Raw genomic sequence first — 26557 nt, 5'->3', positions numbered from 1 at the left:
GCGCTTCCCGGCCGCCCATAATCCGGGCGCCGACCCGGTCCGGGGCCCCGTACCCTTTCCTGTTGTGCCGAACGCCAACGAAGACAATCTCAGTGCCCTGAGTCAGGTGCAGCGCCGCGCGGTCAGTGAACTGCTGCGGGTGTCCCCTGTCGCGGACGACCTTGCCCGCCGATTCCAGGAGGCCGGGTTCTCTCTCGCCCTGGTCGGCGGCTCGGTCCGGGACGCGCTCCTCGGCCGGCTCGGCAATGACCTCGACTTCACGACGGACGCCCGTCCCGAGGACGTACTGAAGATCGTCCGGCCGTGGGCAGACGCCGTCTGGGAGGTGGGCATCGCCTTCGGCACCGTCGGCTGCCAGAAGGACGCGCGCATCGAGGACCCCGACCGGCCCGGCGGCCCCGCTGTCGAGCAGCGTTTCCAGATCGAGATCACGACCTACCGCTCGGAGGCGTACGACCGCACATCCCGTAAGCCGGAGGTGTCGTACGGCGACTCGATCGAGGAAGACCTCGTGCGCCGTGACTTCACGGTGAACGCGATGGCCGTGTCGCTGCCCGAGAAGGAGTTCATCGACCCGCACGGCGGGCTCCGTGATCTGGCGGAGCGCGTCCTGCGCACCCCGGGTACCCCGGAGGACTCCTTCTCGGACGATCCGCTGCGGATGATGCGGGCCGCGCGCTTCGCCGCGCAGCTCGACTTCGAGGTGGCGCCGGACGTCGTCGCGGCGATGAACGCGATGGCCGAGCGGATCGACATCGTCTCCGCCGAGCGGGTACGGGACGAGCTGACCAAGCTGATCCTCTCCGCTCACCCGCGCAAGGGGCTGACGCTGCTCGTCGACACCGGGCTTGCCGAACGGATGCTGCCCGAGCTGCCGGCGCTGCGTCTGGAGCGGGACGAGCACCACCGCCACAAGGACGTCTACGAGCACTCGCTGATCGTCCTGGAGCAGGCGATGGCCCTGGAGACGGACGGACCCGATCTGACGCTGCGGATCGCGGCGCTGCTGCACGACATCGGCAAGCCCCGGACACGGCGGTTCGAGAGCGACGGCCGGGTCTCCTTCCATCACCACGAGGTCGTCGGCGCCAAGATGACCAAGAAGCGGCTGACGGCACTGAAGTACCCGAACGATCTCGTGAAGGACGTCTCGCGCCTTGTGGAGCTGCATCTGCGGTTCCACGGATACGGCACGGGCGAGTGGACGGACTCCGCGGTGCGCCGCTATGTGCGGGACGCGGGTCCGCTGCTCGACCGGCTGCACAAGCTGACCCGGTCGGACTGCACCACGCGGAACAAGCGGAAGGCAACGGCACTGTCCCGCGCGTACGACGGTCTGGAGGAGCGCATCTCCCAGCTCCAGGAGCAGGAGGAGCTGGACGCGATCCGGCCGGACCTCAACGGCAACGAGATCATGGAGGTCCTCGGTGTCGGTCCTGGTCCGGTGATCGGCGAGGCGTACAGCTTCCTGCTGGAGCTTCGGCTGGAGAACGGCCCGATGGAGCGGGATGCCGCGGAGGCGGCGCTCAAGGAGTGGTGGGCCAAGGAGTCGAAGGGCTGACTCCTCCTGGGTGAGCCGATGTGAGTTCGGGGCGATGTTTCACGTGAAACATCGCCCCGAACCTGTTCCCGACCCGTCCTTCCCGCCCCGCCCTTCCTGCCCCCGGATGCGCCGAGGGGCGATGTTTCACGTGAAACACCGCCCCTCGTGCGTCTGGCCCCCGGTTACGGCTTGTAGTCCGACAGGCAGAGCGTGAAGTCCTTGCTGCCGCCGGTCTCCGTGTACTCCGAGTACTTGGTGCGGTCGCAGCCGGAGTTGTCGTCCTTCTTCTCCTCGACCTTGTACTTGGCCTTGGAGTTGCTGCACTCCACGACCTCAAGCCCCGGGTCGGTGGAGCTGTCCGGGTTGCTGATGCTCATGCAGTCGCCGACCTTGGCGGTGCTGGCGTCATCCCGGCTGGCGAGCCACGCGCCCGCGACCACGACCAGGCCGACGACGACCACGCCGACGCGGATCCAGGTCTTGAAGTTGCGGCGCTGCGGCTGCGGCGGAACAGGGCCGCCCTGGTTGAAGTAGGGCGAAGGCTGCTGCGGAATGCCGGGCTGGCCGGGCTGACCGGGCTGCTGCGGCATCGTCGGCTGCTGGCCCTGGGCGTACGGGTTCTGGCCCTGGGGCTGCTGGCCCTGGGCAAATGGGTTCTGGCCCTGGGGCGGCGGCGTGGTCACTGAGAGTCCCCCTCGAACATGGCGGATAGGCGCCGGTACATCGGTGGAATAAGACGCACGTAAGTTATCCGCAGGGACTGACAACGCAGTAGTCCCAAGGGGGTCTGTGTCATTGATGTGACACTGAGCGGGATCCAAATCGGGCCATAGCCAGAGCAATCGCCGCGTAGATGGCGGCCACGGTGACGATGAGGGAGACGGAGCGTCCGTCTGCCGGCAGCATCACGGCGGCCATGGCTGCGGCGCCGACGAACGCGACGTTGAAGAGGACGTCGTACACGGAGAAGATCCGGCCCCGGAAGCCGTCGTCGACCGTGGACTGCACGACCGTGTCCGTGGCGATCTTCGCGCCCTGGGTGATGAGGCCGAGGACGAAGGCCGCGACGAGAATCGGAGCCGGGGCGAAGGGCAGACAGAGCGCCGGCGTCAGCAGGGCCGCCGACCCCGCGCACGCGGTGATCCAGCCGATGGGGCGGAGCTTCCCCACGGCCGAGGGTGTCACGACGGCCGCGACGAAGAAGCCGGCCCCCGAGATCGCCACCGCGAGCCCGAGCAACGCCAGCCCCCGGTTCGGTCCGGTGCCGGAGGTGCCCGCGGACGACCAGGCGTACCGGCACAGCATCAGCACCATGACTGTGAGGGCGCCGTAGCAGAAGCGCATCAGGGTCATCGCGCCCAGCGCCCAGGCCGCGTTCCGGCGCGGTGGCTCCAGCAGATGCCGTACCCCGGCGGCCAGTCCGCGTGCGGTGTCGGTGAGATAGGCGCCGAGGCCCTGCCGGGGCGCGGTCAGATCCGGTCCGAGGGTGTTGCGGGCGATCCGCAGGGACGCGAGCCCCGCGCAGAGGTAGAGCGCGGCGCCCACGACGACGACGGCGGCGTCGGAGTCCGCGACGACCAGGCGGACGAGGAAGGCGATCCCGCCGCCGGCGGTGGCGGCGAGCGTCCCGGCAGTGGGGGAAAGGGAGTTGGCCATCACCAGCCGGTCGGCGTCGACCACGCGCGGCAGGGCGGCCGAGAGCCCGGCGAGGACGAAGCGGTTGACGGCGGTGACGCAGAGGGCGGAGGCGTAGAACAGCCAGTCCGGGACATCGGTCAGGATCAGGACGGCCGTCACGGTGGCGAGCACGGCGCGCAGCAGATTGCCGTAGAGGAACACCTGCCGCCGCGGCCAGCGGTCGAGGAGGACACCCGCGAACGGCCCGACCAGCGAGTAGGGAAGCAGCAGGACCGCCATGGCGGAGGCGATGGCGGCCGGGGACGTCTGCTTCTCCGGTGAGAACACGACGTAGGTGGCGAGCGCGACCTGGTACACGCCGTCGGCACCCTGTGAGAGCAGCCGTACGGCGAGCAGGCGGCGGAACCCCTGGAAGCGCAGGAGTACCCGCAGGTCACGTACGACAGCCATGGGCACAGCCTCACATACGCGAGGGGTCCCCGGGCGAGCGACCCGGGGACCCTCAACAGCCCTGTGGAATCAGGGCCTCGGCGCGTGTGCGCCGCTCGTCAGCGCTCGACCTCGCCGCGGATGAACTTCTCGACGTTCGCACGGGCCTCGTCGTCGAAGTACTGCACCGGCGGCGACTTCATGAAGTAGCTCGACGCGGACAGGATCGGGCCGCCGATACCGCGGTCCTTGGCGATCTTCGCGGCGCGCAGGGCGTCGATGATGACACCGGCGGAGTTCGGGGAGTCCCAGACCTCCAGCTTGTACTCCAGGTTCAGCGGGACGTCGCCGAACGCGCGACCCTCCAGGCGGACGTACGCCCACTTGCGGTCGTCGAGCCACTGGACGTAGTCCGACGGGCCGATGTGGACGTTCTTCGAGCCCAGCTCGCGGTCGGGGATCTGCGAGGTGACGGCCTGCGTCTTGGAGATCTTCTTGGACTCCAGGCGCTCGCGCTCCAACATGTTCTTGAAGTCCATGTTGCCGCCGACGTTCAGCTGCATGGTGCGCTCCAGGAGCACACCGCGGTCCTCGAAGAGCTTCGCCATCACGCGGTGCGTGATCGTGGCGCCGACCTGCGACTTGATGTCGTCGCCGACGATCGGGACACCGGCCTCGGTGAACTTGTCGGCCCACTCCTTGGTGCCGGCGATGAAGACCGGGAGGGCGTTGACGAAGGCGACCTTGGCGTCGATGGCGCACTGGGCGTAGAACTTCGCCGCGTCCTCGGAGCCCACGGGCAGGTAGCAGACGAGGACGTCGACCTGCTGGTCCTTGAGGACCTTGACGACGTCGACCGGGGCCTCGGGCGACTCCTCGATGGTCTCGCGGTAGTACTTGCCGAGACCGTCGAGGGTGTGGCCGCGCTGGACCTTCACGCCGCTGGACGGGACGTCGCAGATCTTGATGGTGTTGTTCTCGCTGGCCCCGATGGCGTCCGCGAGGTCGAGGCCGACCTTCTTCTGGTCCACGTCGAAGGCGGCGACGAATTCCACGTCACGGACGTGGTAATCGCCGAACTGGACGTGCATGAGGCCCGGGACCTTGGCTCCCGAGTCGGCGTCCTTGTAGTACTCGACGCCCTGCACCAGCGAGGCGGCGCAGTTGCCCACGCCGACGATGGCTACGCGAACCGAACCCATTCCGGTTGCTCCCTGTGTGTACTCGGTGAAGCCCTGAGTGGGCTTCACGTGGCGGTGTCGTCGGACGGATCCGGCCCGGTGTTGTCCCGGTGCCGGGGCAGGCCGCCCGTCTTCCCTGATGTGTCCTGCTGATCTGTTCCCTGCCGGCCTGGTGTGTCCTGCCGAGCCGCGTCCCCCGAAGAGGCCGGGTCGGCGGGGCGCTGGTCCCGGCCCGCCCGCTCGCTCTCGATCAGCTCGTTCAGCCAGCGCACTTCGCGCTCCACGGACTCCATTCCGTGGCGCTGAAGTTCGAGGGTGTAGTCGTCGAGGCGCTCCCGGGTGCGGACCAGGGAGGCGCGCATCTTCTCCAGACGCTCCTCCAGCCGGCTGCGGCGCCCTTCGAGGACGCGCATACGCACATCCCTCGACGTCTGCCCGAAGAAGGCGAAGCGAGCCGCGAAGTGCTCGTCCTCGTACGCGTCCGGGCCGGTCTGTGAGAGCAGGTCCTCGAAATGTTCCTTACCTTCTGCCGTCAATCGATAGACGATCTTGGCGCGGCGTCCCGACAGTGGTGCGGCGAGAGCTTCCTCCGGGGTGCTCCCTGGCTCCTCGATCAACCATCCGCTGGCGACGAGAGTCTTGAGGCAGGGGTAGAGCGACCCGTAGCTGAAGGCGCGGAACACCCCAAGTGAAGTATTGAGGCGTTTGCGCAGCTCATAGCCGTGCATGGGGGACTCGCGAAGCAGGCCGAGTACGGCGAACTCAAGGATGCCGGATCTCCGGCTCATCGTCGCCTCCTCCCTGTCCTGGTCCGCTGTCACGGTCTTTATGTCGAGCTGATGTATCGACTCGATACATCACGACGATAGAACGAGCTGAGGCATGGGACAAGAGGGGGCACGGTGAACGGCGTCACATCACTGATTCGTAGGAAGCAAGTTGCCTGATTTGGGGTGAACTTCGGCCCTAGGCGGGTTTTGACGGTGCGTAGTCTGTGCGCCATGCAGACCAACGTGACCCGCGTGACGCGAGCCGGCGTCGCGGTCCCGGCTGCGTTGCGGGTGAACCCCGGGAGGGGCCTCATCCGTATATCGGGGGGAACCGGAAACCAGCCGCCGTTTCCAGGCGCGAGAGTGCCTGCCCTAGGAGTAGTCGTTCGATGAGCGAGCACCGTCGCAAAACGCCGCAGCCACAGGGTGGCGGACGTGCCGCGGCACGACGTGGCACGTCCGGATCGTCATCGGGTCGCCGCGCCGCCCCGCGCGAGACCACTGTGTCTCCGTCCGCTTCCCACGGCCCTGATCCCGGCGCCGACGACCGTCCGTACAGCGGCAGGGCCGAGGCCCGCCGCGCCGCCCAGCGGGGCGGCGGTGGCCGCCGCAGAGCCGCGGACGGCGACGGCCGCGGCGGCGGCAGTGGGGGCGGTGGCCGCCGCGGCGGCGGGCCCGGCGGGCCGGGGGGTCCGCACGGGCCCGGACGCGGTCGTGGCCGGGTGCCCACCAAGAGGCGGATGATCGACTATCCGCGCTTCGGCAAGGTCGGATGGCGCCGTTGGGTTCCCTCGTGGCGCCTGGTGACGGGGCTCTTCGTCGGATTCCTCGGCGGCATGATGACGGCCGCGGGCATCGCCTACGCCATGGTGGGAGTCCCGGACCAGAACAAGGCGGCCAAGGCCGAGAGCAATGTCTTCTACTGGGCCGACGGTACGCAGATGGCGTCCACCGGTGGTGAGACGAACCGGCAGAACGTGAATCTCGACGAGATCCCCAAGGCGATGCAGGTCGCCGTCGTGTCCGCCGAGAACGCCTCGTTCTACAAGGACAAGGGTGTCGACCCCGTCGGTATCGGGCGGGCGTTCGTGAACATGGCCAAGGGCGGGGACACCCAGGGCGGCTCCACGATCACCCAGCAGTACGTGAAGAACAACTACCTCGACCAGAGCCAGACGCTGTCGCGCAAGGTCAAGGAACTGTTCATCTCCATCAAGGTCAACGCGAAGTACGACAAGGACGAGATCCTTGAGGGGTACCTGAACACCGCCTACTACGGCCGCAACGCCTACGGCATCCAGGCGGCGGCACAGGCGTACTTCGGGGTCGACTCCAAGAAGCTCACCACGGAGCAGTGCGTGTTCCTGGCCTCCGTACTCAAGGGGCCGAACCTCTTCAACCCCGACGGGGGTGTGGGTGCCGCGGCCACGCCCGAGGCCAACACCGAGCGGGCCAAGACGCGGTGGAACTGGATCCTGAACCGTGAGGTCGAGCTGGGCAACATGACCCAGGCCGAGCGGGGCGAGGTGAAGGAGTTCCCCAGGCTCAAGAAGCAGACCTCGTCCCTCTCCGGGCAGACCGGCTATCTGGTCGACGTCGCCAAGGACTACGTGGTCAAGAAGACCGGCCTCACGGTCGAGGACCTGGAGCAGGGCGGCTACCGCGTCTACACGACCTTCGACAAGAAGAAGGTCCAGGCCATGGAGAAGGCGGTCAAGGCCACGCAGAAGGACTTCCTCGACACCAAGGAGCGCCCCGAGCTGGACAAGTACGTCCAGTTCGGCGCCGCGTCGGTGGATCCCCTGAGCGGCGCGATCGTCGCCCTCTACGGGGGCGAGGGTTTCGACGAGGGGCACTACACGAACAACGCCAACACGCGCGGTGTGCCGGTCGGATCGACGTGGAAGCCGTTCGTCCTGGCGGCGGCGATGGAGTACGGCACTCCCAAGAGTGACCACGAACCGCTGTCGCCGATGAGCAAGTACAACGGCAACGACCTCATCGTCATCAATGACCAGAACGGCGAGCCGATCCGGGACGCCAAGGGGCAGCCGTTCCGGCAGAAGAACGAGGGCACCAAGGCCTGGGGCGATGTGACGCTGAGGAAGGCCATGGAACAGTCCATCAACACCCCGTTCGTCCAGCTCGGCATCGATGTGGGCCTGGACAAGACGCGGGATGTGGCGAAGTCCGTCGGCATCCTTGAGGACAGCTTCGACACGGGGAACCTGCGAAACGCCTCGTTCTCCCTCGGCACGTCGACGCCGAGCGCCATCCGCATGGCCGACGCGTACGGGACCTTCGCCGCCTCGGGCAAGCACTACGAGCCTTACTCGGTCACCAAGGTGGTCAAGAAAAGCAAGCCGCTTCCCGAGTTCGTGGCTCCCAAGGAGCAGGACGCGATGGACGCGAATGTCGCGAACAACGTGACGGACGTCCTGGAGAACGTGGTCCAGAACGGTACGGCCGAGAAGATCAAGGACATCGGGTTCCCGGTGGCCGGCAAGACCGGTACGACCGACAAGAACAAGTCCGCCTGGTTCGTCGGGTACACCCCGGAGCTGTCCACGGCCGTCACGCTGTTCCGGACCGACCCCAAGGAGGGGAAGCTGCTGTCCATGAACGGCACCGGCGGTGTCTCCTCCATTCATGGTGGTGACATCCCGGCGCAGGTGTGGAAGGACTACATGTCCGAGGCGCTGAAGGGCGAGGAGCACGGGTCCTTCCCCAAGGCCGAGGAGCTGGGGGAGATCATCAACGGCGAGCCGTCGCCGTCGCCGACCCCCTCGGAGACCCCGAGCGAGGAGCCGTCGGAGGAGCCGAGCGAGTCGTCGAGCGCGCCCGAACCGCCCAATTCGCCGACGCCGACCAACTCCTGCGGCACGTTCGACTGGAACTGCGGCAACGGCGGGACCGGCAACGGTGGAACGGACACCGGCGGGACCGGCAACGGCGGGAGTGGCAACGGGGGATCCACCGGGGGACCCTCGCCCACGAACAGTTCCACTGCGTCACCGGGCACGAACGGTGGAAATAACGGCAATGGTAATGGCGGGCTATTCGGAGGCACAGGATAGCCGTTTCGGCCGCGGGGATGGCTTGATCGCATCATTGTTCCCTGTGGATCACCGGGTTAGGGTCAGTCCCTGAAGCGCCGTTCGACCTCAATCTCCAGCATCGGGGATTGAGGTCGACTGGTGTCGGAAGAGGTATCTGAATCGTAGATTCCGAGTGCAGGGGGGAACCATGAAGAAAGTCCTTACCCGCGCCGCCACGATTTCCGCGGCAGCGCTGACGATGACACTGATTCCGCTGGCCGGCACGTCCTACGCGGCCACGTGCTCCGGGGCGGCGTGCGACAACAAGGGTCCCGTGGCCACGGGGTGTGACAGCGCGGACGTGGCCACGCAGCGCACGGTGAACAACGAAAACCGTGTTGCCGAACTCAGATGGTCTTTCGGCTGTGGGGCCGCCTGGGTGCGGGTCGTCCAGAATTCCAGCAATCCCGTGTATCCCGCTTACGGATACATCGAGAAATACAATTCCTCGGGAACTCTCCTGAAATCTCTCTCGGTCGCTTTTCCCAGCAGTGGAAGCGACTGGTCGAACATGCTCGGTGGCACTTCGTACTACTACCGGGTGTGTGTGAAGTTCGTGGGTAATGAGTATCCGCTGAAGTGCTCCACCAAGTTCTGAGCCGCCTCGTCACTGAGCGTGGTCGATGTTTCACGTGAAACCAGGGCCGCCGCACCCACCGGTGCGGCGGCCCTGGCCCCGTTCTCAGCCGCGTACGGCAGGATGTGCGGCATGCCCCGTGCAGAGACGACGCGCACCGATGTGCCCAGGCCCGAACCGGTACAGCCGACCAAGGAGGACAAGGTCGCCGCTGCCGGCAGTGAGCTGTTCGGCGGGCCGCTCGGCCGCCGCGCCCTGCTCGGGACGTCCTGGTGGACCCCCGTACGGGTCATCGCGCTGGTGATGATCGGCATGTTCGCGCTCGGCATGGTGCAGAAGTTCCCCTGCTACGACGGTGCCTGGTTCTTCGGCGCCAGTTCGCAGTACACCCACGCCTGCTACTCGGACATCCCGCACCTCTATCAGGGGCGCGGATTCGCCGACGGGCTGGTCCCCTACTTCGACCGGCTGTCCGGCGACATGGACTACCTCGAATACCCGGTGCTGACCGGTGTGTTCATGGAGGTCGCCGCGTGGCTCACGCCGGGCAGCGGCAGCATCCAGCACCAGGAGCAGATCTACTGGATGGTCAACGCCGGCATGCTGATGGTGTGCGCGGCGATCATCGCGGTCTGTGTCGCGCGCACCCACCGCCGGCGCCCCTGGGACGGCCTTCTGGTCGCTCTGGCGCCCGCTTTCGCGCTCACCGCCACCATCAACTGGGATCTGCTCGCGGTCGCCATGCTGGCCGCCGCCATGCTGATGTGGTCGCGGGGCCGTGCCGTCGCTTTCGGTGTGCTCCTGGGGCTCGCCACGGCCGCCAAGTTCTACCCGTTCCTGCTGCTCGGACCGCTCCTCCTGCTGTGCTGGCGGGCCGGCCGCTGGCGAGACTTCGGCCGGGCACTGGGCGGAGCGGTCGCGGCCTGGCTCGCCGTGAACCTGCCCGTGATGCTGCTCGCCCCGGAAGGCTGGGCGAAGTTCTACACGTTCAGCCAGGAGCGCGGAGTCGACTTCGGCTCCATCTGGTTGATGATCACGCAGCGCACGAGCATCCAGATCACGCCGGAGCAGGCCAACACCTACGCGATGCTGCTGATGATGCTCGTCTGCGGCGGCATGGCCGTACTGGTCCTGACCGCCCCCCGGCGCCCCCGCTTCGCGCAACTGGCGTTCCTGATCATCGCCGCGTTCATCCTCACCAACAAGGTCTACTCACCGCAGTACGTGCTGTGGCTGATCCCGCTCGCCGCGCTGGCCCGACCGCGCTGGCGGGACTTCCTGATCTGGCAGGCCTGCGAGGTCGCGTACTTCCTGGGGATCTGGATGTATCTCGCGTACACGACCAGCGGAGACGCCCACAAGGGCCTCCCGACGGACGGCTACCACCTCGCCATCGTGCTGCACCTGCTGGGCACGCTCTACCTGTGCGCCGTCGTCGTACGCGACATCCTGATGCCGGAGCGGGACGTGGTACGCCGGGCCGGGGACGACGACCCCTCGGGCGGCGTCCTGGACGGCGCACCGGACGTCTTCGTGCTCGGCAGGGCGGCCTACCCACCACAGCACGCCGGGTACTTCGAGGGCCCGTATGTGAAGTGGGGCACCGAGCACGCAGAGGGCCGGTACGAGGTCGACGCGGACCGGTTCGACAGCGATCAGGTCGACAGGAATCAGGTCGACGGCAGCCAGGTCAGCGGGAACAGGGGCCCCGGCGACGGTCACGAGGAAATCCGGCCGGAGGGGCGTTCGCTCTGAGCGAACAGGGGCTCCGGGGCAGACGGCTGAGGGCGGTACATGGTCGATCGGACCGTGTACCGCCCTCATGCGTGACCGTCAGCCGTGATCTGTCAGCAGCGACCCGTCAGTCGTGGCCCGTCCCTCGTGGCCCGTCCCTCGTGGCCCGTCAGCGGTCGACGATCCGGTCGAACTGGGTGGTGGTGTGCCGCAGATGGGCCACCAGCTCCTCGCCGACCTTCGGCTCGGGCGCGTCCGACGGGACGAAGAGGATCGACACCTGCATGTGCGGCGGCTCCGCGAACCAGCGCTGCTTGCCCGACCACACGAACGGCGCGAGGTTGCGGTTCACGGTCGCCAGGCCCGCGCGGGCGACGCCCTTGGCGCGCGGCATGACGCCGTGCAGCGCCTTGGGCGCCTCCAGGCCCACCCCGTGGGACGTACCGCCCGCGACGACCACCAGATAGCCGTCCGAGGCCGCCTTCTGCTGCCGGTAGCCGAAACGGTCGCCCTTGGAGACACGCGTGACGTCGAGGACGGCACCGCGGTACTCGGTCGCCTCGTGGTCCCCCAGCCACAGCCGCGTACCGATACGGGCGCGGAAGCGGGTCTGCGGGAACTGCTGCTGGAGCCGGACGAGTTCGTCGGACTTCAGATGGCTGACGAACATCGTGTGCAGCGGCAGCCGGGCCGCGCGCAGCCGGTCCATCCAGCCGATGACCTCCTCGACGGCGTCGGAGCCGTCGGTGCGATCCAGCGGCAGATGGATCGCGAACCCTTCCAGCCGCACGTCCTCGATGGCCGCGTGCAGCTGGGGCAGATCGTGCTCGCTCACCCCGTGCCGCTTCATCGAGGACATCACCTCGATGACGACGCGGGCACCGACGAGGCCGTGCACCCCGTCGATCGAGGAGACGGAGCGGATGACGCGGTCGGGCAGGGGCACGGGCTCCTCACCCCGGCGGAACGGCGTCAGCACGAGCAGGTCACCACTGAACCAGTCCTTGATCCGGGCGGCCTCGTAGGTCGTGCCGATGGCGAGGATGTCGGAGCCGAAGCGCGTGGCCTCCTCGGCGAGCCGTTCATGACCGAAGCCGTAGCCGTTGCCCTTGCAGACCGGGACTATGCCCGGAAACTGCTCAAGCACGTGCTTGTGATGTGCCCGCCAGCGCGCGGTGTCGACATAGAGCGTGAGCGCCATGGCCGGTCCCGGAACCTTTCTCGTGGTTGCGGTGTATCAGAGATATGTACGGAAATTCTGCCGGGTCCGCCAGTCAACCGACGCACCGGAAGCGGTGCGCGCGGGGTTCGGGCAATCCGGGCTCAGCGGCGCGACATGTAGATGTCGAGCGCCTTGTGGAGCAGTTTGTTGAGCGGGAAGTCCCACTCGCCGAGGTATTCGGCCGCCTGCCCACCGGTGCCCACCTTGAACTGGATCAGCCCGAAGAGATGGTCCGACTCGTCGAGCGAGTCGGAGATGCCCCGCAGGTCGTAGACCGTGGCGCCGAGCGCGTAGGAGTCACGGAGCATCCGCCACTGCATCGCGTTCGACGGCCGGAACTCACGCCCGATGTTGTCCGAGGCGCCGTAGGAGTACCAGACGTGCCCACCCACCACGAGCATCGTCGCGGCGGACAGGTTCACGCCGTTGTGCCGCGCGAAGTAGAGCCGCATCCGGTTGGGGTCCTCGGTGTTGAGGGCCGTCCACATGCGCTGGAAGTACGCCAGCGGGCGCGGCCGGAAGTGGTCGCGCACCGCGGTGATCTCGTACAGCCGCTGCCACTCCGCCAGGTCGTCGTAGCCGCCCTGGACGACCTCCACGCCCGCCTTCTCGGCCTTCTTGATGTTGCGCCGCCACAGCTGGTTGAAGCCCTTGTGGACGTCCTCCAGGGAGCGGTTGGCGAGCGGGACCTGGAAGACATAGCGCGGCTGGACGTCGCCGAAGCCCGCGCCGCCGTCCTCGCCCTGCTGCCAGCCCATCCGGCGCAGCTTGTCGGCGACCTCGAAGGCGCGCGGCTCGATGAAGTCCGCCTCGATGTCGCGCAGCCGCTTCACGTCAGGGTTCTGGATGCCCTGCTTGATGGAGGCGGCCTCCCACCGGCGGATGATGACCGGCGGGCCCATCTTCACGGAGAAGGCGCCCTGCTGCTTCAGATGCGCCAGCATCGGCCGCATCCACTCGTCGAGGTTCGGCGCGAACCAGTTGATGACCGGGCCCTCGGGCATATAGGCGAGATAGCGCTTGATCTTGGGGAGTTGGCGGTAGAGCACCAGACCGGCCCCGACGATCTCGCCCGACCTGTCGTCGAACCACCCGAGGTTCTCGGAGCGCCACTCCGCCTTCACATCGGCCCACGCCGGGACCTGCATGTGACTGGCGGCGGGCAGACTCTGGAGGTACGCCAGATGCTGCTCGCGGCTGATGGTCCTCAGGGTCAGGCTCATTCGGGGCGCTCCTCGGGCTGGGGTGTCCCCATGGTTACAGGGGCTCCGGCTCTCGCGCCGAAGCCTACTGCGCCCTGCCTTCCCCTCGGCTGGCCGTGCGGCACCTTCGCGTCGGCCAGGTCACGGCCGGCACGTCACTCTGCTCCCGGTGACCGGTGCGGGACCCCCGGCGCCCCGGGGGTTCCGGGGGTTGTCCCGGAGGTCCCGTCGCGGCGTCAGCCGATCAGGCCGCCGAAGAGCCCTCCATGGGCCATTCCGATGAAGAAGCCGACAGCCGATGCCCCCAGGCCCAGGATCAGACCGAAGCGCTCGCGCGTCGTCACCGAGATGAACTGCCCGTACCCGCCCGCGAGGATCCCCACCAGACCCGTCCAGGAACTGAGGAGGTGGAGTCCGGAGAAGATCGAGGAGATCGCGGCGGTGAGCCCGAGTACCAGGGTCACCGCGACCAGCGCGTCCTGAAGGGGATGGGCCTTGCCGTCCGTGGCGAGTAGGGAGGTCGCGGAGTTCGGTCGCATTGCCTGTGCCATGGGGCACCTCCTGCGGAAGGGCGGCGCATCGTAGCGCCATAGACACCCGATGTGTACAGATTGCGGGCCAGGACCACCGGATTTCAACCGGAAGCCGCTGTGCGGGTAGTCTGTACCGTCTGCACCAGTGTCTGCCCAGGCCACGACCCGGAATACCCTCACGGGCCCCGATTGTCAGTGGCGGCTGTTTTACTGGCATCACTGTTGCACCAACGCATCACAACCCTCCTGCCACGGATCGACCGTGGCCGCTGAGTCCAAAGGAGGTGGGTTCCACATGCGTCATTACGAGGTGATGGTCATCCTCGACCCCGATCTTGAGGAGCGCGCTGTCTCCCCGCTGATCGAGAACTTCCTCTCCGTCGTCCGCGAGGGCAACGGAAAGGTCGAGAAGGTCGACACCTGGGGCCGTCGTCGTCTCTCGTACGAGATCAAGAAGAAGCCCGAGGGCATCTACTCGGTCATCGACCTCCAGGCCGAGCCTGCGGTCGTCAAGGAGCTCGACCGGCAGATGAACCTGAACGAGTCGGTCCTCCGGACCAAGGTCCTCCGTCCCGAGACCCACTGAGCATCCCGCTCAGCTGATCCCGGGATTCGAGTAGCAGCACCAGCAGCCAGCAGCAAACCCGCCGAGAGGTTCCCCCAATGGCAGGCGAGACCGTCATCACGGTTGTCGGCAATCTTGTCGACGACCCCGAGCTGCGCTTCACCCCTTCCGGTGCGGCGGTCGCGAAGTTCCGTGTCGCGTCCACACCCCGCACCTTCGACCGTCAGACCAATGAGTGGAAGGACGGCGAGAGCCTGTTCCTGACCTGCTCGGTCTGGCGTCAGGCGGCGGAGAACGTCGCCGAGTCGCTCCAGCGAGGCATGCGCGTGATCGTGCAGGGCCGGCTGAAGCAGCGGTCCTACGAGGACCGTGAGGGCGTCAAGCGCACGGTCTACGAACTCGATGTCGACGAGGTCGGCGCGAGTCTGCGCAGTGCCACGGCGAAGGTCACCAAGACTTCCGGTGGCGGCCGAAGCGGCCAGGGTGGTTACGGCGGCGGTGGCGGTGGCGGCCAGCAGGGCGGCGGCTGGGGCGGCGGCCCCGGTGGCGGCCAGCAGGGTGGCGGCGGGGCTCCCGCCGACGACCCGTGGGCGACCAGCGCACCGGCCGGCGGTGGCCAGCAGGGCGGCGGCGGCAACTGGGGCGGCGGCTCCGGCGGCGGCAATGGTGGCGGCTACTCGGACGAGCCCCCCTTCTAGGGCGGGCCCGTACCCACACTTCTTGATCACACAGGAGAAACAGCATGGCGAAGCCGCCTGTGCGCAAGCCTAAGAAGAAGGTCTGCGCATTCTGCAAGGACAAGGTCACGTACGTGGACTACAAGGACACGAACATGCTGCGGAAGTTCATTTCCGACCGCGGCAAGATCCGTGCCCGCCGCGTGACCGGCAACTGCACGCAGCACCAGCGTGACGTCGCCACGGCTGTCAAGAACAGCCGTGAGATGGCGCTGCTGCCCTACACCTCCACCGCGCGATAAGGGAAGGGTGACCGACATATGAAGATCATCCTCACCCACGAGGTCTCCGGCCTCGGTGCCGCGGGCGACGTCGTCGACGTCAAGGACGGTTACGCTCGCAACTACCTGATCCCGCGGAACTTCGCGATCCGTTGGACCAAGGGTGGCGAGAAGGACGTCGCGCAGATCCGTCGCGCTCGCAAGATCCACGAGATCGCGACGATCGAGCAGGCCAACGAGATCAAGGCGCGCCTTGAGGGCGTCAGGGTCCGTCTGGCCGTCCGTTCCGGCGACGCCGGTCGGCTCTTCGGTTCCGTCACCCCGGCCGACATCGCCTCGGCGATCAAGGCCGCCGGTGGTCCCGACGTCGACAAGCGCCGTATCGAGCTGGGCACGCCCATCAAGACGCTGGGCGCCCACGCGACGTCCGTGCGTCTGCACCCCGAGGTGGCCGCCAAGGTCAACATCGAGGTCGTCGCTGCCTGAGCGCTCCGCGCCGGGCCGAGCTGACACAGCTCTGTGCTGAATCAGTTCTCTGCTGACTCAGTACTGTGGGGCCGCATCCTTCGGGGTGCGGCCCACACGCTTGCCGGGTGCTCGGGGTGAAGGGGGTGTTTCACGTGAAACATGCCCTATCGCGTGGCGCCCGTGACGATCCAGCGGCCCGAGCGGGACCGTAGCCACAGGGTCAGCATCCGTACCGTCATCATCAGGGTCATCGCGCCCCACAGTGCCGTGAGGCCGCCGCCGAGTGCGGGGACGAGCAGGGCCACGGGGGTGAAGACGGCCAGGGTCGCGATCATCGCCCAGGCCAGATAGGGACCGTCCCCGGCTCCCATCAGCACACCGTCGAGAACGAAGACGATGCCGCAGATCGGCTGGGACAGCGCGACCACGACCAGCGCGGGCAGTGCGGTGTCCTGGACGAGCTGGTCGCCCGTGAACAGCGGGATGAACAGAGGCCGGGTGAGGACGACCAGCAGGCCGAGGACGATTCCGGCGACGATCCCCCACTGCACCATCCGCCGACATGCGGCGCGGGCGCCCTCGGGGTCGTTCGCGCCGAGATAGCGCCCGATGATCGCCTGTCCCGCTATGGCGATGGCGTCGAGGGCGAAGGCCAGCAGACTCCACAGCGACAGGATGATCTGGTGGGCGGCGATGTCCTCGTCCCCCATGCGGGCGGCGACCGCGGTGGCGATCATGAGGATCGCGCGCAGGGAGAGCGTGCGGACCAGGAGGGGTGCGCCCGCTTGGGCCGAGGCCCTTATCCCGGCGAGGTCGGGGAGCAGCGATGCGCCGTGCCGCCGGGCACCGCGTACGACGACGAAGAGGTAGACCGCGGCCATGGCCCACTGGGCGATGACGGTGCCCCAGGCGGAGCCCGCGATACCGAGGCCGGCGCCGTAGACGAGGCCGACATTGAGCAGGGCGTTGGCGACGAAGCCGCCGATGGCGACGTACAGCGGGGTGCGGGTGTCCTGGAGGCCGCGCAGCACTCCGGTGGCGGCGAGCACGACGAGCATGGCGGGGATGCCGAGGGACGAGATCCGGAGATAGGTGAGGGCGTAGGGCGCGGCCGTGTCGGAGGCGCCGAAGAGGTCCACCAGGGCCGGGGCGGTGGGCAGGGCGACGGCGATCACGGCGGCGCCGAGCAGCAGGGCGAGCCAGATGCCGTCCATGCCCTGGCGGATGGCGGCCTGGAGGTCACCGGCGCCGACCCGGCGGGACACGGCGGCCGTGGTGGCGTAGGCGAGGAAGACGAAGACACTCACGGCCGTCATCAGAAGGGCCGAGGCGACGCCGAGTCCGGCGAGTTGGGCGGTGCCCAGATGGCCGACGATCGCGCTGTCGGCCATCACGAAAAGAGGCTCGGCGACGAGTGCGCCGAAGGCGGGGACGGCCAGCGCGACGATCTCTCGGTCGTGCCGGCGCCGGGCAGCCTTGGTCGCTGCGGGAGCCTGGGTCATGGGCGCCAATCTAATCTTCCACAGGTAAGAGATGCAATGCCCTTTGGACCCTTACTTTTGTGGGGGTTCGGCACGGGGTGCCGCGCGGCTCCGGGGGATCTTGCGCCGACTGGGAAAGTTTTTCTTCTGCACAGCCGGTGGATGGGAAAAGCGCAGGTCAGAACCGGTTGGTCGGGGTGTTCGAGGGCTTGTTCACAGCGCTGTCCACCGTGTCGTGCACAGGTTTCGCGGGGTTCTCCACAGCGTAGGGGGAGTTGTCCACAACGCCTGTGGATAACCAGATTGGCTGACGGTGCCCACGGGCCTAACGTGGGTCGCCGCCCGCCCTGTCCCCCGGCCTCGGAAACCTCACAAAACCGACGCGTCGCAACCGGAGTCGGGTTCCTGATTTGTCAGTGTCGTGCCGTAGGAATGAGGGGCACGGCGAGGTCCGCGTGGCGGACGGGAGGAGGTGGCCCGGTGAGTATTTCCGAGCCCTTGGACGACCCCTGGGCCGACAGCGGTCCCAGTGACCGTCTGCCCGCCTCCCGCCGGCGCGGCGACGGTGGCCGGGGCCGTGAAGAGCAGCACGAACGGGGTCGCGAGGGCGGTTCCTGGGACGGCGGCCCGTCCTCGTTCGAGCGGGTGCCGCCGCAGGATCTCGACGCCGAACAGTCCGTACTCGGCGGCATGTTGCTCTCCAAGGACGCCATCGCCGATGTCGTCGAGGTCATCAAGGGCCACGACTTCTACCGGCCCGCGCACGAGACGATCTATCAGGCGATCCTCGATCTCTATGCGAAGGGTGAGCCCGCCGACCCAATCACGGTCGCCGCGGAGCTGACCAAGCGGGGCGAGATCACCAAGGTCGGCGGCGCGTCGTATCTGCACACCGTGGTGCAGACGGTCCCGACGGCGGCGAACGCCGAGTACTACGCGGAGATCGTCCACGAGCGGGCCGTCCTGCGCCGCCTGGTCGAGGCCGGCACCCGCATCACCCAGATGGGATACGCGGCGGACGGCGACGTCGACGAGATCGTCAACAGCGCCCAGGCCGAGATCTACGCGGTCACCGAGCAGCGCACCAGCGAGGACTATCTGCCGCTCGGTGACATCATGGAGGGCGCGCTCGACGAGATCGAGGCCATCGGGTCGCGCAGCGGCGAGATGACCGGTGTGCCCACGGGGTTCACCGACTTCGACTCGCTGACGAACGGTCTGCACCCCGGCCAGATGATCGTCATCGCGGCCCGGCCCGCCATGGGTAAGTCCACGCTGGCCCTGGACTTCGCGCGCGCCGCCTCGATCAAGAACAATCTGCCCAGCGTGATCTTCTCCCTGGAAATGGGGCGCAACGAGATCGCGATGCGCCTGCTGTCCGCCGAGGCCCGGGTGGCGCTGCACCACATGCGCTCCGGGACGATGACGGACGAGGACTGGACGCGGCTCGCCCGCCGTATGCCCGATGTCTCGGCCGCCCCGCTCTACATCGACGACTCGCCCAACCTGTCGATGATGGAGATCCGCGCCAAGTGCCGGCGGCTGAAGCAGCGCAACGATCTGAAGCTGGTCGTCATCGACTACCTCCAGCTGATGCAGTCCGGCGGTTCCAAGCGGGCCGAGAGCCGTCAGCAGGAGGTCTCGGACATGTCCCGTAACCTCAAGCTCCTCGCCAAGGAGCTGGAACTCCCGGTCATTGCGCTCTCCCAGCTGAACCGTGGCCCCGAGCAGCGCACCGACAAGAAGCCGATGGTGTCGGACCTGCGTGAGTCGGGCTCGATCGAGCAGGACGCGGACATGGTGATCCTGCTGCACCGTGAGGACGCGTACGAGAAGGAGTCGCCCCGCGCGGGCGAGGCGGACCTGATCGTGGCCAAGCACCGAAACGGTCCGACGGCCACGATCACGGTGGCGTTCCAGGGCCACTACTCCCGCTTCGTGGACATGGCCCAGACGTAGGCTTCGACGTGGGCTTCCCTGGGAAACTCCTCAGCGCCTCGTCTCGTACCTGGTCAGGACCACGCCGCCGGGAAACGTCCGCGTCTCCACCAGATTGAGGTTCACCCAGTTGTCCAGCGCGGTGAAGAACGGTGTGCCGCCGCCCACCAGGAGCGGCGCGGTGGCCAGCACGTACTCGTCGATCAGCCCGGCCCGCATGGCCGCTCCGGCGAGCGTCGCGCCGCCGATCTCCATCGGGCCGCCGTCCTCGGCCTTGAGCCGGGTGATCTCGGCGATCGCGTCGCCGGTGACCAGGCGGGTGTTCCAGTCGACCTTGTCGACCGTCGAGGAGAACACCACCTTCGACATGTCCCGCCAGCGGCGCGCGAACTTGATCTCCGCCGGGGTGGCGCCCGGCTGCTGGTCGCCGGTCGGCCAGTGGGAACTCATCGTCTGCCACAGCTTGCGCCCGTACAGCGACAGATCGGTCGCGTGCAACTGGTCGGACCAGAACTGGAACAGCTCGTCGCTCGGCACGCCCCAGCCGATGTTGTCGCCGGGCGCGGCGATGAAGCCGTCCAGGGTCAGGTTCATGCCGTAAATCAGTTTCCGCATGGCACCAGCCTTCTGTGAGTCGGTCTCCCGCGTACAGACCGGCGCGGCGCGGGAAACTCATCGGTGTGCGAGCTGAGTTCGCCTGTAGTCCTCGTGTTCGGTGTGCGGTCATCTTCGGCCGCGTTCAGCCGGGTTGGAAGAAGGCGAGCATTTTCTGGGCGGCGTCCGGCGATGTCAGCAATTCGTGCATGTCGGCTGACATGCGGGCGGCAGCGCTGGTGCGTTCGAACATCTCGCGTTCGTACTCCTTGACGGCGGCGGGGAGGTCGTCCAAGTGCGCGGCCAGTGCGAGAGCGAGCAGGGCGCCGTCGAGCAGCGCCATGTTGGCGCCCTCTCCCACCGGGGGCATCAGGTGCGCGGCATCGCCGAGCAGCGTGACGTCCGGCGTCGACGGCCAGGTCAGGCCGGTCGGCAACGTGGTGATCGACCGCGGTACGACCATGTCGTCGCATGCCGCGATCAGCGCGGTGAACCGTGGATCCCAGCCGGGGAGCAGGTCGATCAGCCGCGCCCGTACGGCGGCCGGGTCGTCGAACGGGATCCCGCTGGTGGCGAACCAGTCCTCGGGGGTGTCGTAGAAGCTCACGCCGATGCGCACGCGACCGTCGCCGTTGCGCTGAGCCGCCAGGGATATGCCGTTGCCGAGCACCCAGTAGGTGCCGCGCCCGACCATCGCCGCGAGGTCGGGGTGCGTGCGGTCGATGTCGGGAATGCCGATCTCGACGATGTTCTGGCCGATATGTGCCGGGTGGGCGTCGGTGAGCAGCGCGCGGACCCGGGACCGTGCGCCGTCCGCGCCGACCAGTAGGTCGTACGCCGCGCTGCTGCCGTCGGCGAAGTGCAGCAGGCCGTTGTCGGCGGATGTGAACACGTGTCCCCAGCGCACCGTGTCTTCGGGGAGGGAATCCAGCAGCAGCTCGCGCAGATCGGCGCGGTCGACCTCGGGTCGCTCCAGCGGGGCGTCGTCGGGCGTGTCCTCCTGGAGCAGCAGGGTGCCGTCCGGCTCAAGAAGCCGCATGTCCTGGCCCTCGCCCCGCGCAATCGCGTGGAACTGGTCGATCAGACCGGCCTCGCGCAGCGCCCGCTGGCCGGAGTGGATGTCGAGCATGCCGCCCTGGCCACGCGCACCGCGTGACGATTCACGTTCATACACGACGGAATCCATGCCGTTCACGTGCAGCACACGGGCGAGAGCCAGGCCGCCGAGGCCGGCTCCGACGATGGCGATGGTCATGCCTCTCCTTCAACAGGGCTCGATACGGCGGTACGGCGGTACAGCGTTACGGCGTACCGGCGCGATACGTCGTACCTCTCGATACACCGTATCGTGCCGATGCAATGTATCTTTACGGTCATGTTGGTGTGGGAGAGGCCGGAGCCACCGAATCGACCCGTGCCGGCCTCGTTGAACCGGGAGCGGATCGTGCGGGCGGCGATCCAGTTGGCAGATGCGGACGGCCTGGAGGCGGTGTCGCTGCGCAAGGTGGCCACCGCGCTGGGCGTCGGGCCGATGCGGCTGTACGGCTACATCGACAGCAAGGAGGAGCTGCTCGACCTGATGGTCGACGCGATCCACGCCGAGATCCGGCCGGTCGGAGACAACTGGCGGGAGGTGCTGCGGTCTCTTGCCGAAACCACCCGGAGCGCCGCCCACCAGCACGAATGGCTCGCCGATCTGCTCGGCGGACGACCGCAGCTCGGGCCGCACGCGCTGGCCAGGGGGGAGGCCGTGGTGGCCGCGCTGGACGGTGTGGATGTGGACGCCGTCATGCCGGTGGTCGGCGCGGTCGACGCGTATGTGATCGGCGCGGTGCGTCGGGAGATCGCCGAGCGGCGTGCCGAGCGGGCGACCGGGATGGACGAGCGGCGTTGGCAGGCCGCGCTCGGGCCCTATCTGGAGCGGAGTTTCGCCACCGGCCGATTTCCCGCGCTGGCCACGGTGGTACGTGATGCCGCCCACCTGGACGCCGACCAGACCTTCCGGACCGGCCTCGACTTCCTGCTCGACGGCATCGAGGCCCGCATCTCAAGGTGAGCGGGCCCGCGCGGGGACCGGGCTTACGCCGGATCCAGGGTTCGACCGCCGGATTCAGGGTTCGACGGGCTGCCAGCGGCCGTCGTGGAAGCTCATACCGCTCTCCTTGACGAAGGCGGTGACGAGGTGGACGCGGGCGTGCCGGTAGCCGGGGAGATAGGGGAACTCCTCGGCCAGGAGCCGGTAGACGTCGTCGGTGTGCGACACGGCGACGGCGGCGATGAGGCTGTCCGGGCCGGTCACCGCGACGGCGAGATGGACCGGCGTGCGGGCCGTGAGCTGTTTGACGGTGTCGGGCAGGGCGGCGGGGTCGGTCTGGAGGAAGAACACCGCCTGGACATCCAGGCCGACCTGGCAGCGGTCCACGACGGTGGCGATCTCGGCCCCGCCGGTGAGCCGCAGCCGGTGAAGCCGACGCTGGGCGGTCGCGGCGGAGGTGTGCGTGGTCGCCGCCAGCCGGGCGAAGCTCATCCTGCCGTCCACGGCAAGGGCCTCGACGAGGTGGTGTTCGTCCATGTCGAGGCGCGGGCCCGGCTCAAGGCCCGGGTCATCGTAAGGGTGACGGACGGCGCGGGTCTGGGCGGCGGTGAGCAGGGGTGGCTGCGGCGGTCCCGCCAGCGTGTAGGCGCGCAGAACAGGCAGGGCCCGGAGATCGAGGAGGTCACCGGCGAGCGGTAGGTGGCTCAGCATCAGTTCGTTGCGCTCATCGCGGTTGCGAGGGTGGACCAGGGCGAAGATCTCGTTGGTGTCGAGCACCCATACGGTCTTCACCGCGTACATACGGGCGAGATGGTGGGCCAGGCGCAGGGTCCGGTCGGGGCGGGTGCGCAGGATCAGGACGAGCGGCCAGCCACCCCAGGCGCGGTACGGGTTTTCCAGGGCGGTGACCGCGAGGAGCCCGGAATCGAGTAGTCGGCTGCCTCGTCTGCGGACCGTGCCTTCGCTGAGATCGAGGGCTTCGGCGATCGTCGTCCAGGAGGCGCGACCATTGGCCAGAAGCGCCGAGACCACCAACTGGTCCGTCTCATCCATCGTTCCGTCCCCCCGGATTGCCCCTTGGTCGGCACCTGGTCGGCACCTGGTTCGCACCTGATCGGTACCTGGTCGGCCTCTGATCCGGCCGGGTCCCCGTGCTCGCGGCGGATGCGCCTGCGGTGACGATTATCCGACGGCGCGTAGGGCCTGGACGGCGGAATCCTGCACGTCCGGGCCGCCGGAGCCCGGCCGGGGCCTTCCGGGGCGAGTGGTGGCCTTCACTGGCATCCGTACCCACGAGACGGCACCTGCCGGGAAGAGGCAAAGTGATGGAGACGAACCGCAAGGTGACACTGACCGTCGCCCTCGCCAGCGCGATGGCGTTCGCCGCTCTGGCGTCGGGCGTCCAGGCGGGCGCCGCCGAGGACGCACAGCACGCGATACCCGAGACAAAGACGTCCGCGAGCGGCACCGCCCAAGACCCGGCCAAGTCCCCCAGCACGGCGGACGTCCAGGACAAGCGGCGGAAGTTGGGCGAGCCGTGGAAGTACAACGGCAGAACCGCGCTCTACCAGACCCACGAGGTGCGCGATCCGCGCGGCATCCTGTTCGTGGCCGGTCAGACGGCGAAGGAAGGCAACACCTACCTCTACCCCTGGGACATGGGGAAGCAGATCGACCGGGTCTTCGACCAGATGGAGAAGTACGTCAAGGACGCCGGCTACCGGCCGAACCAGATCACACAACTGCGGTACTCGGTGACGGACGAGGATCTGTTCTTCAAGCACTTCGACAAGGTCATCGACCGCCTGGACGCGGCCGGCATCAAGACCACCAGTGCCGCGATCGGCGTCGAGCGGCTGGCCCAGCCCGGCGTTCTCGTCGAAATCGAAGCGGTCGCCGTGCGCTGAGCCACCACGCCGGCCGTGGACACGTTCGGGAGCGTGCTCGCCACGTCACGGCTTGGGGAAGCGCACTCGGCGCTCGGGGAGGAGTGCTCGATGCCCAGGGAAATGCACTCGACGCTCGGGGAAATGCGCTCGACGTTTCGCGGTGCAGTGGGTGGACTGTGGGGATGACGTCATCTTCTGAAGGTTTGTTGGACAGCACCCGGCGGGCCCTGGTGCGGCGGATCGCCGTGGCGCAGGTGGAGGGAAGGGCGCCCTCGGTGGTCGCCTGTGTCGTACGGGACGGAGAGGTCGTCTGGAACGGGGCGAGGACCTCCGTGGCCGGACACGCACCCGACGACGACGTGCAGTACCGCATCGGCTCCATCACCAAGACCTTCACCGCCGTACTGGTGATGCGGCTGCGCGACGAGGGCCTGCTCGACCTCGGAGACCCCCTGGAGAAGCACCTCAAGGGGACCGGGGTCGGCGAGGTCACCATCGCCGAACTCCTCACCCACAGCGCCGGACTGGCCGCCGAGTCACCCGCGCCCTGGTGGGAGCGGACCCCGGGCTCGCTGCGCCCCGACCTCGCGGACGTGCTCGGCGAGCAGCCGTTCAAGCATCCGACCGGCCGTCGGCACCACTACTCCAACCCGGGCTTCACGCTCCTCGGCGCCCTCGTGGAGGAGCTTCGCGGAGCCTCCTGGGAGGACGTGCTGCGCCAGGAAGTCCTGGAGCCGCTCGGGCTGCACCGGACCAGCGGACAGCCGCAGGCGCCCCACGCGGGCGGCTGGGCGGTGCACCCCTGGGCCGATGTGCTGCTTCCGGAACCCGCCGAGGACCTGGGCCGGATGGCCCCGGCCGGGCAACTGTGGTCGACCACCGCCGACTTGGCCCGTTTCGCGGTCTTCCTGGCCGACGGCGACGACCGGGTACTCAGCGCCGCATCGGTCCTGGAGATGCGCACCCCCGCATCCCCGTCCGAACTCGCGGACGTGGTCAACGGGGCCGCCTACGGGCTCGGGATGCAGCTCCACCGCATGGGCGGGCGGATGATCGTGGGCCACTCGGGGTCCCTGCCCGGATTCCTCGCGGGGCTCGCCATCAGCGTGGAGGACGGCCTCGCCGCCGTCACGCTCGCCAACTGCACCTCCGGACTGCCCATCTGGGGCCTCGCGGGTGACCTCGTACAGATCGTGGCCGAGGCCGAGCCGACGATTCCGGAGCCCTGGCGGCCCCTGCCCGAGGTCGACCAGGCCGTACTGGAGTTGGCGGGCCCCTGGTACTGGGGGACGGGCGCGGTCGCACTGCGGTTGACCGCGGACGGCGGTGTCACGCTGGGACCGCTGTCCGGGGCGGGACGCGCCTCCCGTTTCCGGGCGCAGGGCGACGGCACCTGGCTCGGCCTCGACGGCTATTACGCGGGGGAGACCCTGCGGGCCGTGCGGCGCCCGGACGGATCGGTGAGCCACCTCGACCTGGGATCGTTCGTGTTCACACGGCAGCCGTACGACCCGGAGGCGGCGGTACCGGGCGGGGTCGACCCCGAAGGCTGGCGCGGACTGCCTCGGTAATCCTCCGGGCACAGCCCCTGGTAGCGCCGTCCCGGCAGCGCGGCGAAGCGTCTTGTTTCACGTGAAACAAGACGCTTCCGCGTTCTCGCCCTTCAAAGCGCCAGCTTGAACCCCACATGCGACGCCTCGAAGCCAAGTCGCTCGTAGAACCGGTGTGCGTCGGTCCGTGAGGTGTCGGACGTGAGCTGCACCAATTCGCAGCCCTCACGCCGGGATACGTCGATCGCCCACTCGATGAGCTGGGTGCCCAGTCCACTGCCGCGTTCGTCGGCGTGGATACGGACCCCCTCGATGATCGAGCGGGTGGCGCCCTTGCGGGACAGCCCCGGAACGACGGTGAGTTGCAGGGTGCCGACGACACGCTCGTCGCGGACGGCGACGACCAGATGCTGGTGCGGGTCGTCGGCCAGCCGCTCGTACGCGGTGCGGTACGGCGTGAGGTCGTCGGGCGACTCCCGCTGGGCGCCCAGCGGGTCGTCGGCCAGCATGGCCACGATCGCCGGGATGTCCTCGGCGGTGGCCGGCCGCATGGCGAGATCTGTCATGAGGGCAGCCTACGAGTGCCCGCGTGAACGCCTTACCCCGAACGCCTTACCCGGAACGCCTCACGCCGAACGCCTCACGCAGGCACTCGTACCGCTTCGACCGCTCTGACCAGGGGGGCCAGCTCCGGATCGCGCGCGCCCTCGTCCAGAGCCTCGCGCAGGGCGCGGTCATGGGTGGGGCGCGCCTCTTCGAGGAGCTTCAGACCGGCGTCGCTGACATTGGTGTAGATCCCGCGGCGGTCCGTGGGGCAGAGGTAGCGCGTGAGCAGGGCCCGGTCCTCCAGCCGTGTCACCAGCCGGGTGGTGGCGCTCTGACTGAGCACGACCGCGTCGGCGACCTGCTTCATCTGGAGATGACCGCCGGGTCCGTCGTGCTGGCGGCTGAGGGTGTTCAGCAGGGAGTACTCCCGCACGCTCAGATCGTGGCCGGCCTGAAGGGCCCGCTCGATGTGCGTCTCGATCCTGCCGTGGAGCGAGGAGAGGGCGCACCAGCCCTGGGCAAGGGCGGTGAGCGCGGGGTCCGTGGCTGTCATGGCGGTGGTTCCTCCGTCCCGGAGCGACTTTCTCCAGAGTAGGGCACAAACGC

26 protein-coding genes are annotated in these 26557 nt (G+C 68.2%); 12 read left to right on the top strand and 14 right to left on the bottom strand.

The window, feature by feature from the left end:
- Positions 1–64 precede the first annotated feature (64 nt).
- Entirely contained in the window at positions 65–1561 is a 1497-nt protein-coding gene (locus ACIQNU_RS28720) for a CCA tRNA nucleotidyltransferase (protein ID WP_401371973.1), read from the top strand.
- Between the two features lie 164 nt (positions 1562–1725).
- Here ACIQNU_RS28720 and ACIQNU_RS28715 read toward each other — a convergent pair whose 3' ends face one another.
- From ACIQNU_RS28715 to ACIQNU_RS28695, 5 genes are all read right to left on the bottom strand, one after another.
- On the bottom strand, positions 1726–2226 hold the full coding sequence (locus ACIQNU_RS28715) for a hypothetical protein (RefSeq protein WP_401371971.1): 501 nt from the start codon (positions 2224–2226) through the stop codon (positions 1726–1728).
- A gap of 109 nt (positions 2227–2335) precedes the next feature.
- Positions 2336–3631: an MFS transporter gene (locus ACIQNU_RS28710; protein ID WP_401371969.1), complete on the bottom strand. Its 1296-nt coding sequence runs from the start codon at positions 3629–3631 to the stop codon at positions 2336–2338.
- A 98-nt stretch (positions 3632–3729) separates the two neighbouring features.
- Positions 3730–4812: an inositol-3-phosphate synthase gene (locus ACIQNU_RS28705; protein ID WP_401371967.1), complete on the bottom strand. Its 1083-nt coding sequence runs from the start codon at positions 4810–4812 to the stop codon at positions 3730–3732.
- Positions 4813–4856: 44 nt separating this feature from the next.
- Positions 4857–5579, bottom strand: coding sequence for a PadR family transcriptional regulator (locus ACIQNU_RS28700; RefSeq protein WP_401371966.1), 723 nt, complete (start codon positions 5577–5579; stop codon positions 4857–4859).
- A 449-nt stretch (positions 5580–6028) separates the two neighbouring features.
- Entirely contained in the window at positions 6029–6259 is a 231-nt protein-coding gene (locus ACIQNU_RS28695) for a hypothetical protein (RefSeq protein ID WP_401371964.1), read from the bottom strand.
- Between the two features lie 42 nt (positions 6260–6301).
- Here ACIQNU_RS28695 and ACIQNU_RS28690 point away from each other — a divergent pair, with 42 nt between their 5' ends.
- From ACIQNU_RS28690 to ACIQNU_RS28680, 3 genes are all read left to right on the top strand, one after another.
- Positions 6302–8638, top strand: a complete 2337-nt coding sequence (locus tag ACIQNU_RS28690; protein ID WP_401371962.1) for a transglycosylase domain-containing protein — start codon at positions 6302–6304, stop codon at positions 8636–8638.
- Between the two features lie 169 nt (positions 8639–8807).
- On the top strand, positions 8808–9257 hold the full coding sequence (locus ACIQNU_RS28685) for a DUF2690 domain-containing protein (RefSeq protein ID WP_401371961.1): 450 nt from the start codon (positions 8808–8810) through the stop codon (positions 9255–9257).
- Between the two features lie 102 nt (positions 9258–9359).
- Positions 9360–10991, top strand: a complete 1632-nt coding sequence (locus tag ACIQNU_RS28680; protein ID WP_401372078.1) for a glycosyltransferase family 87 protein — start codon at positions 9360–9362, stop codon at positions 10989–10991.
- Positions 10992–11139: 148 nt separating this feature from the next.
- On the opposite strand, the gene ACIQNU_RS28675 is transcribed toward ACIQNU_RS28680, so the two are convergent.
- From ACIQNU_RS28675 to ACIQNU_RS28665, 3 genes are all read right to left on the bottom strand, one after another.
- Positions 11140–12171 (bottom strand): alanine racemase, encoded by a 1032-nt coding sequence (locus ACIQNU_RS28675; RefSeq protein WP_401371959.1) that lies wholly within the window; start codon positions 12169–12171, stop codon positions 11140–11142.
- Between the two features lie 122 nt (positions 12172–12293).
- Positions 12294–13415 carry a peptidoglycan bridge formation glycyltransferase FemX gene (femX, locus tag ACIQNU_RS28670; protein WP_401371957.1) on the bottom strand — a complete coding sequence of 374 codons (1122 nt, stop codon included), beginning with the start codon at positions 13413–13415 and terminating at the stop codon, positions 12294–12296.
- 215 nt (positions 13416–13630) lie between these two features.
- Positions 13631–13945 (bottom strand): hypothetical protein, encoded by a 315-nt coding sequence (locus ACIQNU_RS28665; RefSeq protein WP_401371955.1) that lies wholly within the window; start codon positions 13943–13945, stop codon positions 13631–13633.
- Between the two features lie 277 nt (positions 13946–14222).
- Between ACIQNU_RS28665 and rpsF the strand changes: the two genes are divergently transcribed.
- From rpsF to rplI, 4 genes are all read left to right on the top strand, one after another.
- Positions 14223–14513: a 30S ribosomal protein S6 gene (gene rpsF / locus ACIQNU_RS28660; protein ID WP_006604399.1), complete on the top strand. Its 291-nt coding sequence runs from the start codon at positions 14223–14225 to the stop codon at positions 14511–14513.
- Between the two features lie 77 nt (positions 14514–14590).
- Positions 14591–15190, top strand: a complete 600-nt coding sequence (locus ACIQNU_RS28655; protein WP_401371954.1) for a single-stranded DNA-binding protein — start codon at positions 14591–14593, stop codon at positions 15188–15190.
- Between the two features lie 44 nt (positions 15191–15234).
- Positions 15235–15471, top strand: a complete 237-nt coding sequence (gene rpsR, locus ACIQNU_RS28650) for a 30S ribosomal protein S18 (RefSeq protein WP_003949403.1) — start codon at positions 15235–15237, stop codon at positions 15469–15471.
- An 18-nt stretch (positions 15472–15489) separates the two neighbouring features.
- Complete coding sequence (gene rplI / locus ACIQNU_RS28645; protein WP_389893269.1) at positions 15490–15936, top strand: 50S ribosomal protein L9; 447 nt, start codon at positions 15490–15492, stop codon at positions 15934–15936.
- A 146-nt stretch (positions 15937–16082) separates the two neighbouring features.
- On the opposite strand, the gene ACIQNU_RS28640 is transcribed toward rplI, so the two are convergent.
- Entirely contained in the window at positions 16083–17420 is a 1338-nt protein-coding gene (locus tag ACIQNU_RS28640) for an MATE family efflux transporter (protein WP_401371951.1), read from the bottom strand.
- A 459-nt stretch (positions 17421–17879) separates the two neighbouring features.
- Here ACIQNU_RS28640 and dnaB point away from each other — a divergent pair, with 459 nt between their 5' ends.
- Positions 17880–19358, top strand: coding sequence for a replicative DNA helicase (dnaB, locus tag ACIQNU_RS28635; RefSeq protein ID WP_401371950.1), 1479 nt, complete (start codon positions 17880–17882; stop codon positions 19356–19358).
- Between the two features lie 30 nt (positions 19359–19388).
- On the opposite strand, the gene ACIQNU_RS28630 is transcribed toward dnaB, so the two are convergent.
- Together ACIQNU_RS28630 and ACIQNU_RS28625 are read right to left on the bottom strand one after the other, a co-directional pair.
- The gene (locus ACIQNU_RS28630) at positions 19389–19952 is read right to left on the bottom strand and encodes a dihydrofolate reductase family protein (protein ID WP_401371948.1); all 564 of its coding nucleotides are present in this window, start codon (positions 19950–19952) and stop codon (positions 19389–19391) included.
- Positions 19953–20076: 124 nt separating this feature from the next.
- Positions 20077–21186 carry an FAD-dependent oxidoreductase gene (locus ACIQNU_RS28625; RefSeq protein WP_401371946.1) on the bottom strand — a complete coding sequence of 370 codons (1110 nt, stop codon included), beginning with the start codon at positions 21184–21186 and terminating at the stop codon, positions 20077–20079.
- Positions 21187–21306: 120 nt separating this feature from the next.
- Between ACIQNU_RS28625 and ACIQNU_RS28620 the strand changes: the two genes are divergently transcribed.
- Positions 21307–21987, top strand: coding sequence for a TetR/AcrR family transcriptional regulator (locus ACIQNU_RS28620; protein ID WP_401371944.1), 681 nt, complete (start codon positions 21307–21309; stop codon positions 21985–21987).
- Between the two features lie 54 nt (positions 21988–22041).
- Here the strand turns inward: ACIQNU_RS28620 and ACIQNU_RS28615 are convergent, their stop codons facing one another.
- The gene (locus ACIQNU_RS28615) at positions 22042–23019 is read right to left on the bottom strand and encodes an Lrp/AsnC family transcriptional regulator (RefSeq protein WP_401371942.1); all 978 of its coding nucleotides are present in this window, start codon (positions 23017–23019) and stop codon (positions 22042–22044) included.
- Between the two features lie 272 nt (positions 23020–23291).
- Between ACIQNU_RS28615 and ACIQNU_RS28610 the strand changes: the two genes are divergently transcribed.
- Positions 23292–23873 (top strand): RidA family protein, encoded by a 582-nt coding sequence (locus ACIQNU_RS28610; protein ID WP_401371940.1) that lies wholly within the window; start codon positions 23292–23294, stop codon positions 23871–23873.
- Positions 23874–24037: 164 nt separating this feature from the next.
- Positions 24038–25426: a serine hydrolase domain-containing protein gene (locus tag ACIQNU_RS28605; protein WP_401371938.1), complete on the top strand. Its 1389-nt coding sequence runs from the start codon at positions 24038–24040 to the stop codon at positions 25424–25426.
- 92 nt (positions 25427–25518) lie between these two features.
- On the opposite strand, the gene ACIQNU_RS28600 is transcribed toward ACIQNU_RS28605, so the two are convergent.
- Together ACIQNU_RS28600 and ACIQNU_RS28595 are read right to left on the bottom strand one after the other, a co-directional pair.
- Entirely contained in the window at positions 25519–25971 is a 453-nt protein-coding gene (locus tag ACIQNU_RS28600; RefSeq protein WP_401371936.1) for a GNAT family N-acetyltransferase, read from the bottom strand.
- Positions 25972–26045: 74 nt separating this feature from the next.
- Positions 26046–26504: a MarR family winged helix-turn-helix transcriptional regulator gene (locus ACIQNU_RS28595; protein ID WP_401371934.1), complete on the bottom strand. Its 459-nt coding sequence runs from the start codon at positions 26502–26504 to the stop codon at positions 26046–26048.
- Between the last annotated feature and the right edge of the window lie 53 nt (positions 26505–26557).

Origin of the sequence: Streptomyces sp. NPDC091292 (assembly GCF_044757265.1) — a bacterium.
Lineage (GTDB): Bacteria > Actinomycetota > Actinomycetes > Streptomycetales > Streptomycetaceae > Streptomyces.
This window is presented reverse-complemented; position numbering and strand designations above follow the sequence as displayed.

Bases quoted from the DNA above. Each gene is read 5' to 3' on its own strand.
- ACIQNU_RS28700 (WP_401371966.1), bottom strand. From the start codon at position 5,579: ATGAGCCGGAGATCCGGCATCCTTGAGTTCGCCGTACTCGGCCTGCTT.
- rplI (WP_389893269.1), top strand. From the start codon at position 15,490: ATGAAGATCATCCTCACCCACGAGGTCTCCGGCCTCGGTGCCGCGGGC.
- ACIQNU_RS28680 (WP_401372078.1), top strand. From the start codon at position 9,360: ATGTGCGGCATGCCCCGTGCAGAGACGACGCGCACCGATGTGCCCAGG.
- rpsF (WP_006604399.1), top strand. From the start codon at position 14,223: ATGCGTCATTACGAGGTGATGGTCATCCTCGACCCCGATCTTGAGGAG.
- ACIQNU_RS28655 (WP_401371954.1), top strand. From the start codon at position 14,591: ATGGCAGGCGAGACCGTCATCACGGTTGTCGGCAATCTTGTCGACGAC.
- ACIQNU_RS28595 (WP_401371934.1), bottom strand. From the start codon at position 26,504: ATGACAGCCACGGACCCCGCGCTCACCGCCCTTGCCCAGGGCTGGTGC.
- ACIQNU_RS28685 (WP_401371961.1), top strand. From the start codon at position 8,808: ATGAAGAAAGTCCTTACCCGCGCCGCCACGATTTCCGCGGCAGCGCTG.
- ACIQNU_RS28625 (WP_401371946.1), bottom strand. From the start codon at position 21,186: ATGACCATCGCCATCGTCGGAGCCGGCCTCGGCGGCCTGGCTCTCGCC.
- ACIQNU_RS28600 (WP_401371936.1), bottom strand. From the start codon at position 25,971: ATGACAGATCTCGCCATGCGGCCGGCCACCGCCGAGGACATCCCGGCG.
- rpsR (WP_003949403.1), top strand. From the start codon at position 15,235: ATGGCGAAGCCGCCTGTGCGCAAGCCTAAGAAGAAGGTCTGCGCATTC.
- ACIQNU_RS28630 (WP_401371948.1), bottom strand. From the start codon at position 19,952: ATGCGGAAACTGATTTACGGCATGAACCTGACCCTGGACGGCTTCATC.
- ACIQNU_RS28710 (WP_401371969.1), bottom strand. From the start codon at position 3,631: ATGGCTGTCGTACGTGACCTGCGGGTACTCCTGCGCTTCCAGGGGTTC.
- ACIQNU_RS28675 (WP_401371959.1), bottom strand. From the start codon at position 12,171: ATGGCGCTCACGCTCTATGTCGACACCGCGCGCTGGCGGGCACATCAC.
- ACIQNU_RS28690 (WP_401371962.1), top strand. From the start codon at position 6,302: ATGATCGACTATCCGCGCTTCGGCAAGGTCGGATGGCGCCGTTGGGTT.
- ACIQNU_RS28620 (WP_401371944.1), top strand. From the start codon at position 21,307: ATGTTGGTGTGGGAGAGGCCGGAGCCACCGAATCGACCCGTGCCGGCC.
- ACIQNU_RS28705 (WP_401371967.1), bottom strand. From the start codon at position 4,812: ATGGGTTCGGTTCGCGTAGCCATCGTCGGCGTGGGCAACTGCGCCGCC.
- ACIQNU_RS28665 (WP_401371955.1), bottom strand. From the start codon at position 13,945: ATGGCACAGGCAATGCGACCGAACTCCGCGACCTCCCTACTCGCCACG.
- ACIQNU_RS28615 (WP_401371942.1), bottom strand. From the start codon at position 23,019: ATGGATGAGACGGACCAGTTGGTGGTCTCGGCGCTTCTGGCCAATGGT.
- ACIQNU_RS28640 (WP_401371951.1), bottom strand. From the start codon at position 17,420: ATGACCCAGGCTCCCGCAGCGACCAAGGCTGCCCGGCGCCGGCACGAC.
- femX (WP_401371957.1), bottom strand. From the start codon at position 13,415: ATGAGCCTGACCCTGAGGACCATCAGCCGCGAGCAGCATCTGGCGTAC.
- ACIQNU_RS28610 (WP_401371940.1), top strand. From the start codon at position 23,292: ATGGAGACGAACCGCAAGGTGACACTGACCGTCGCCCTCGCCAGCGCG.
- ACIQNU_RS28605 (WP_401371938.1), top strand. From the start codon at position 24,038: ATGACGTCATCTTCTGAAGGTTTGTTGGACAGCACCCGGCGGGCCCTG.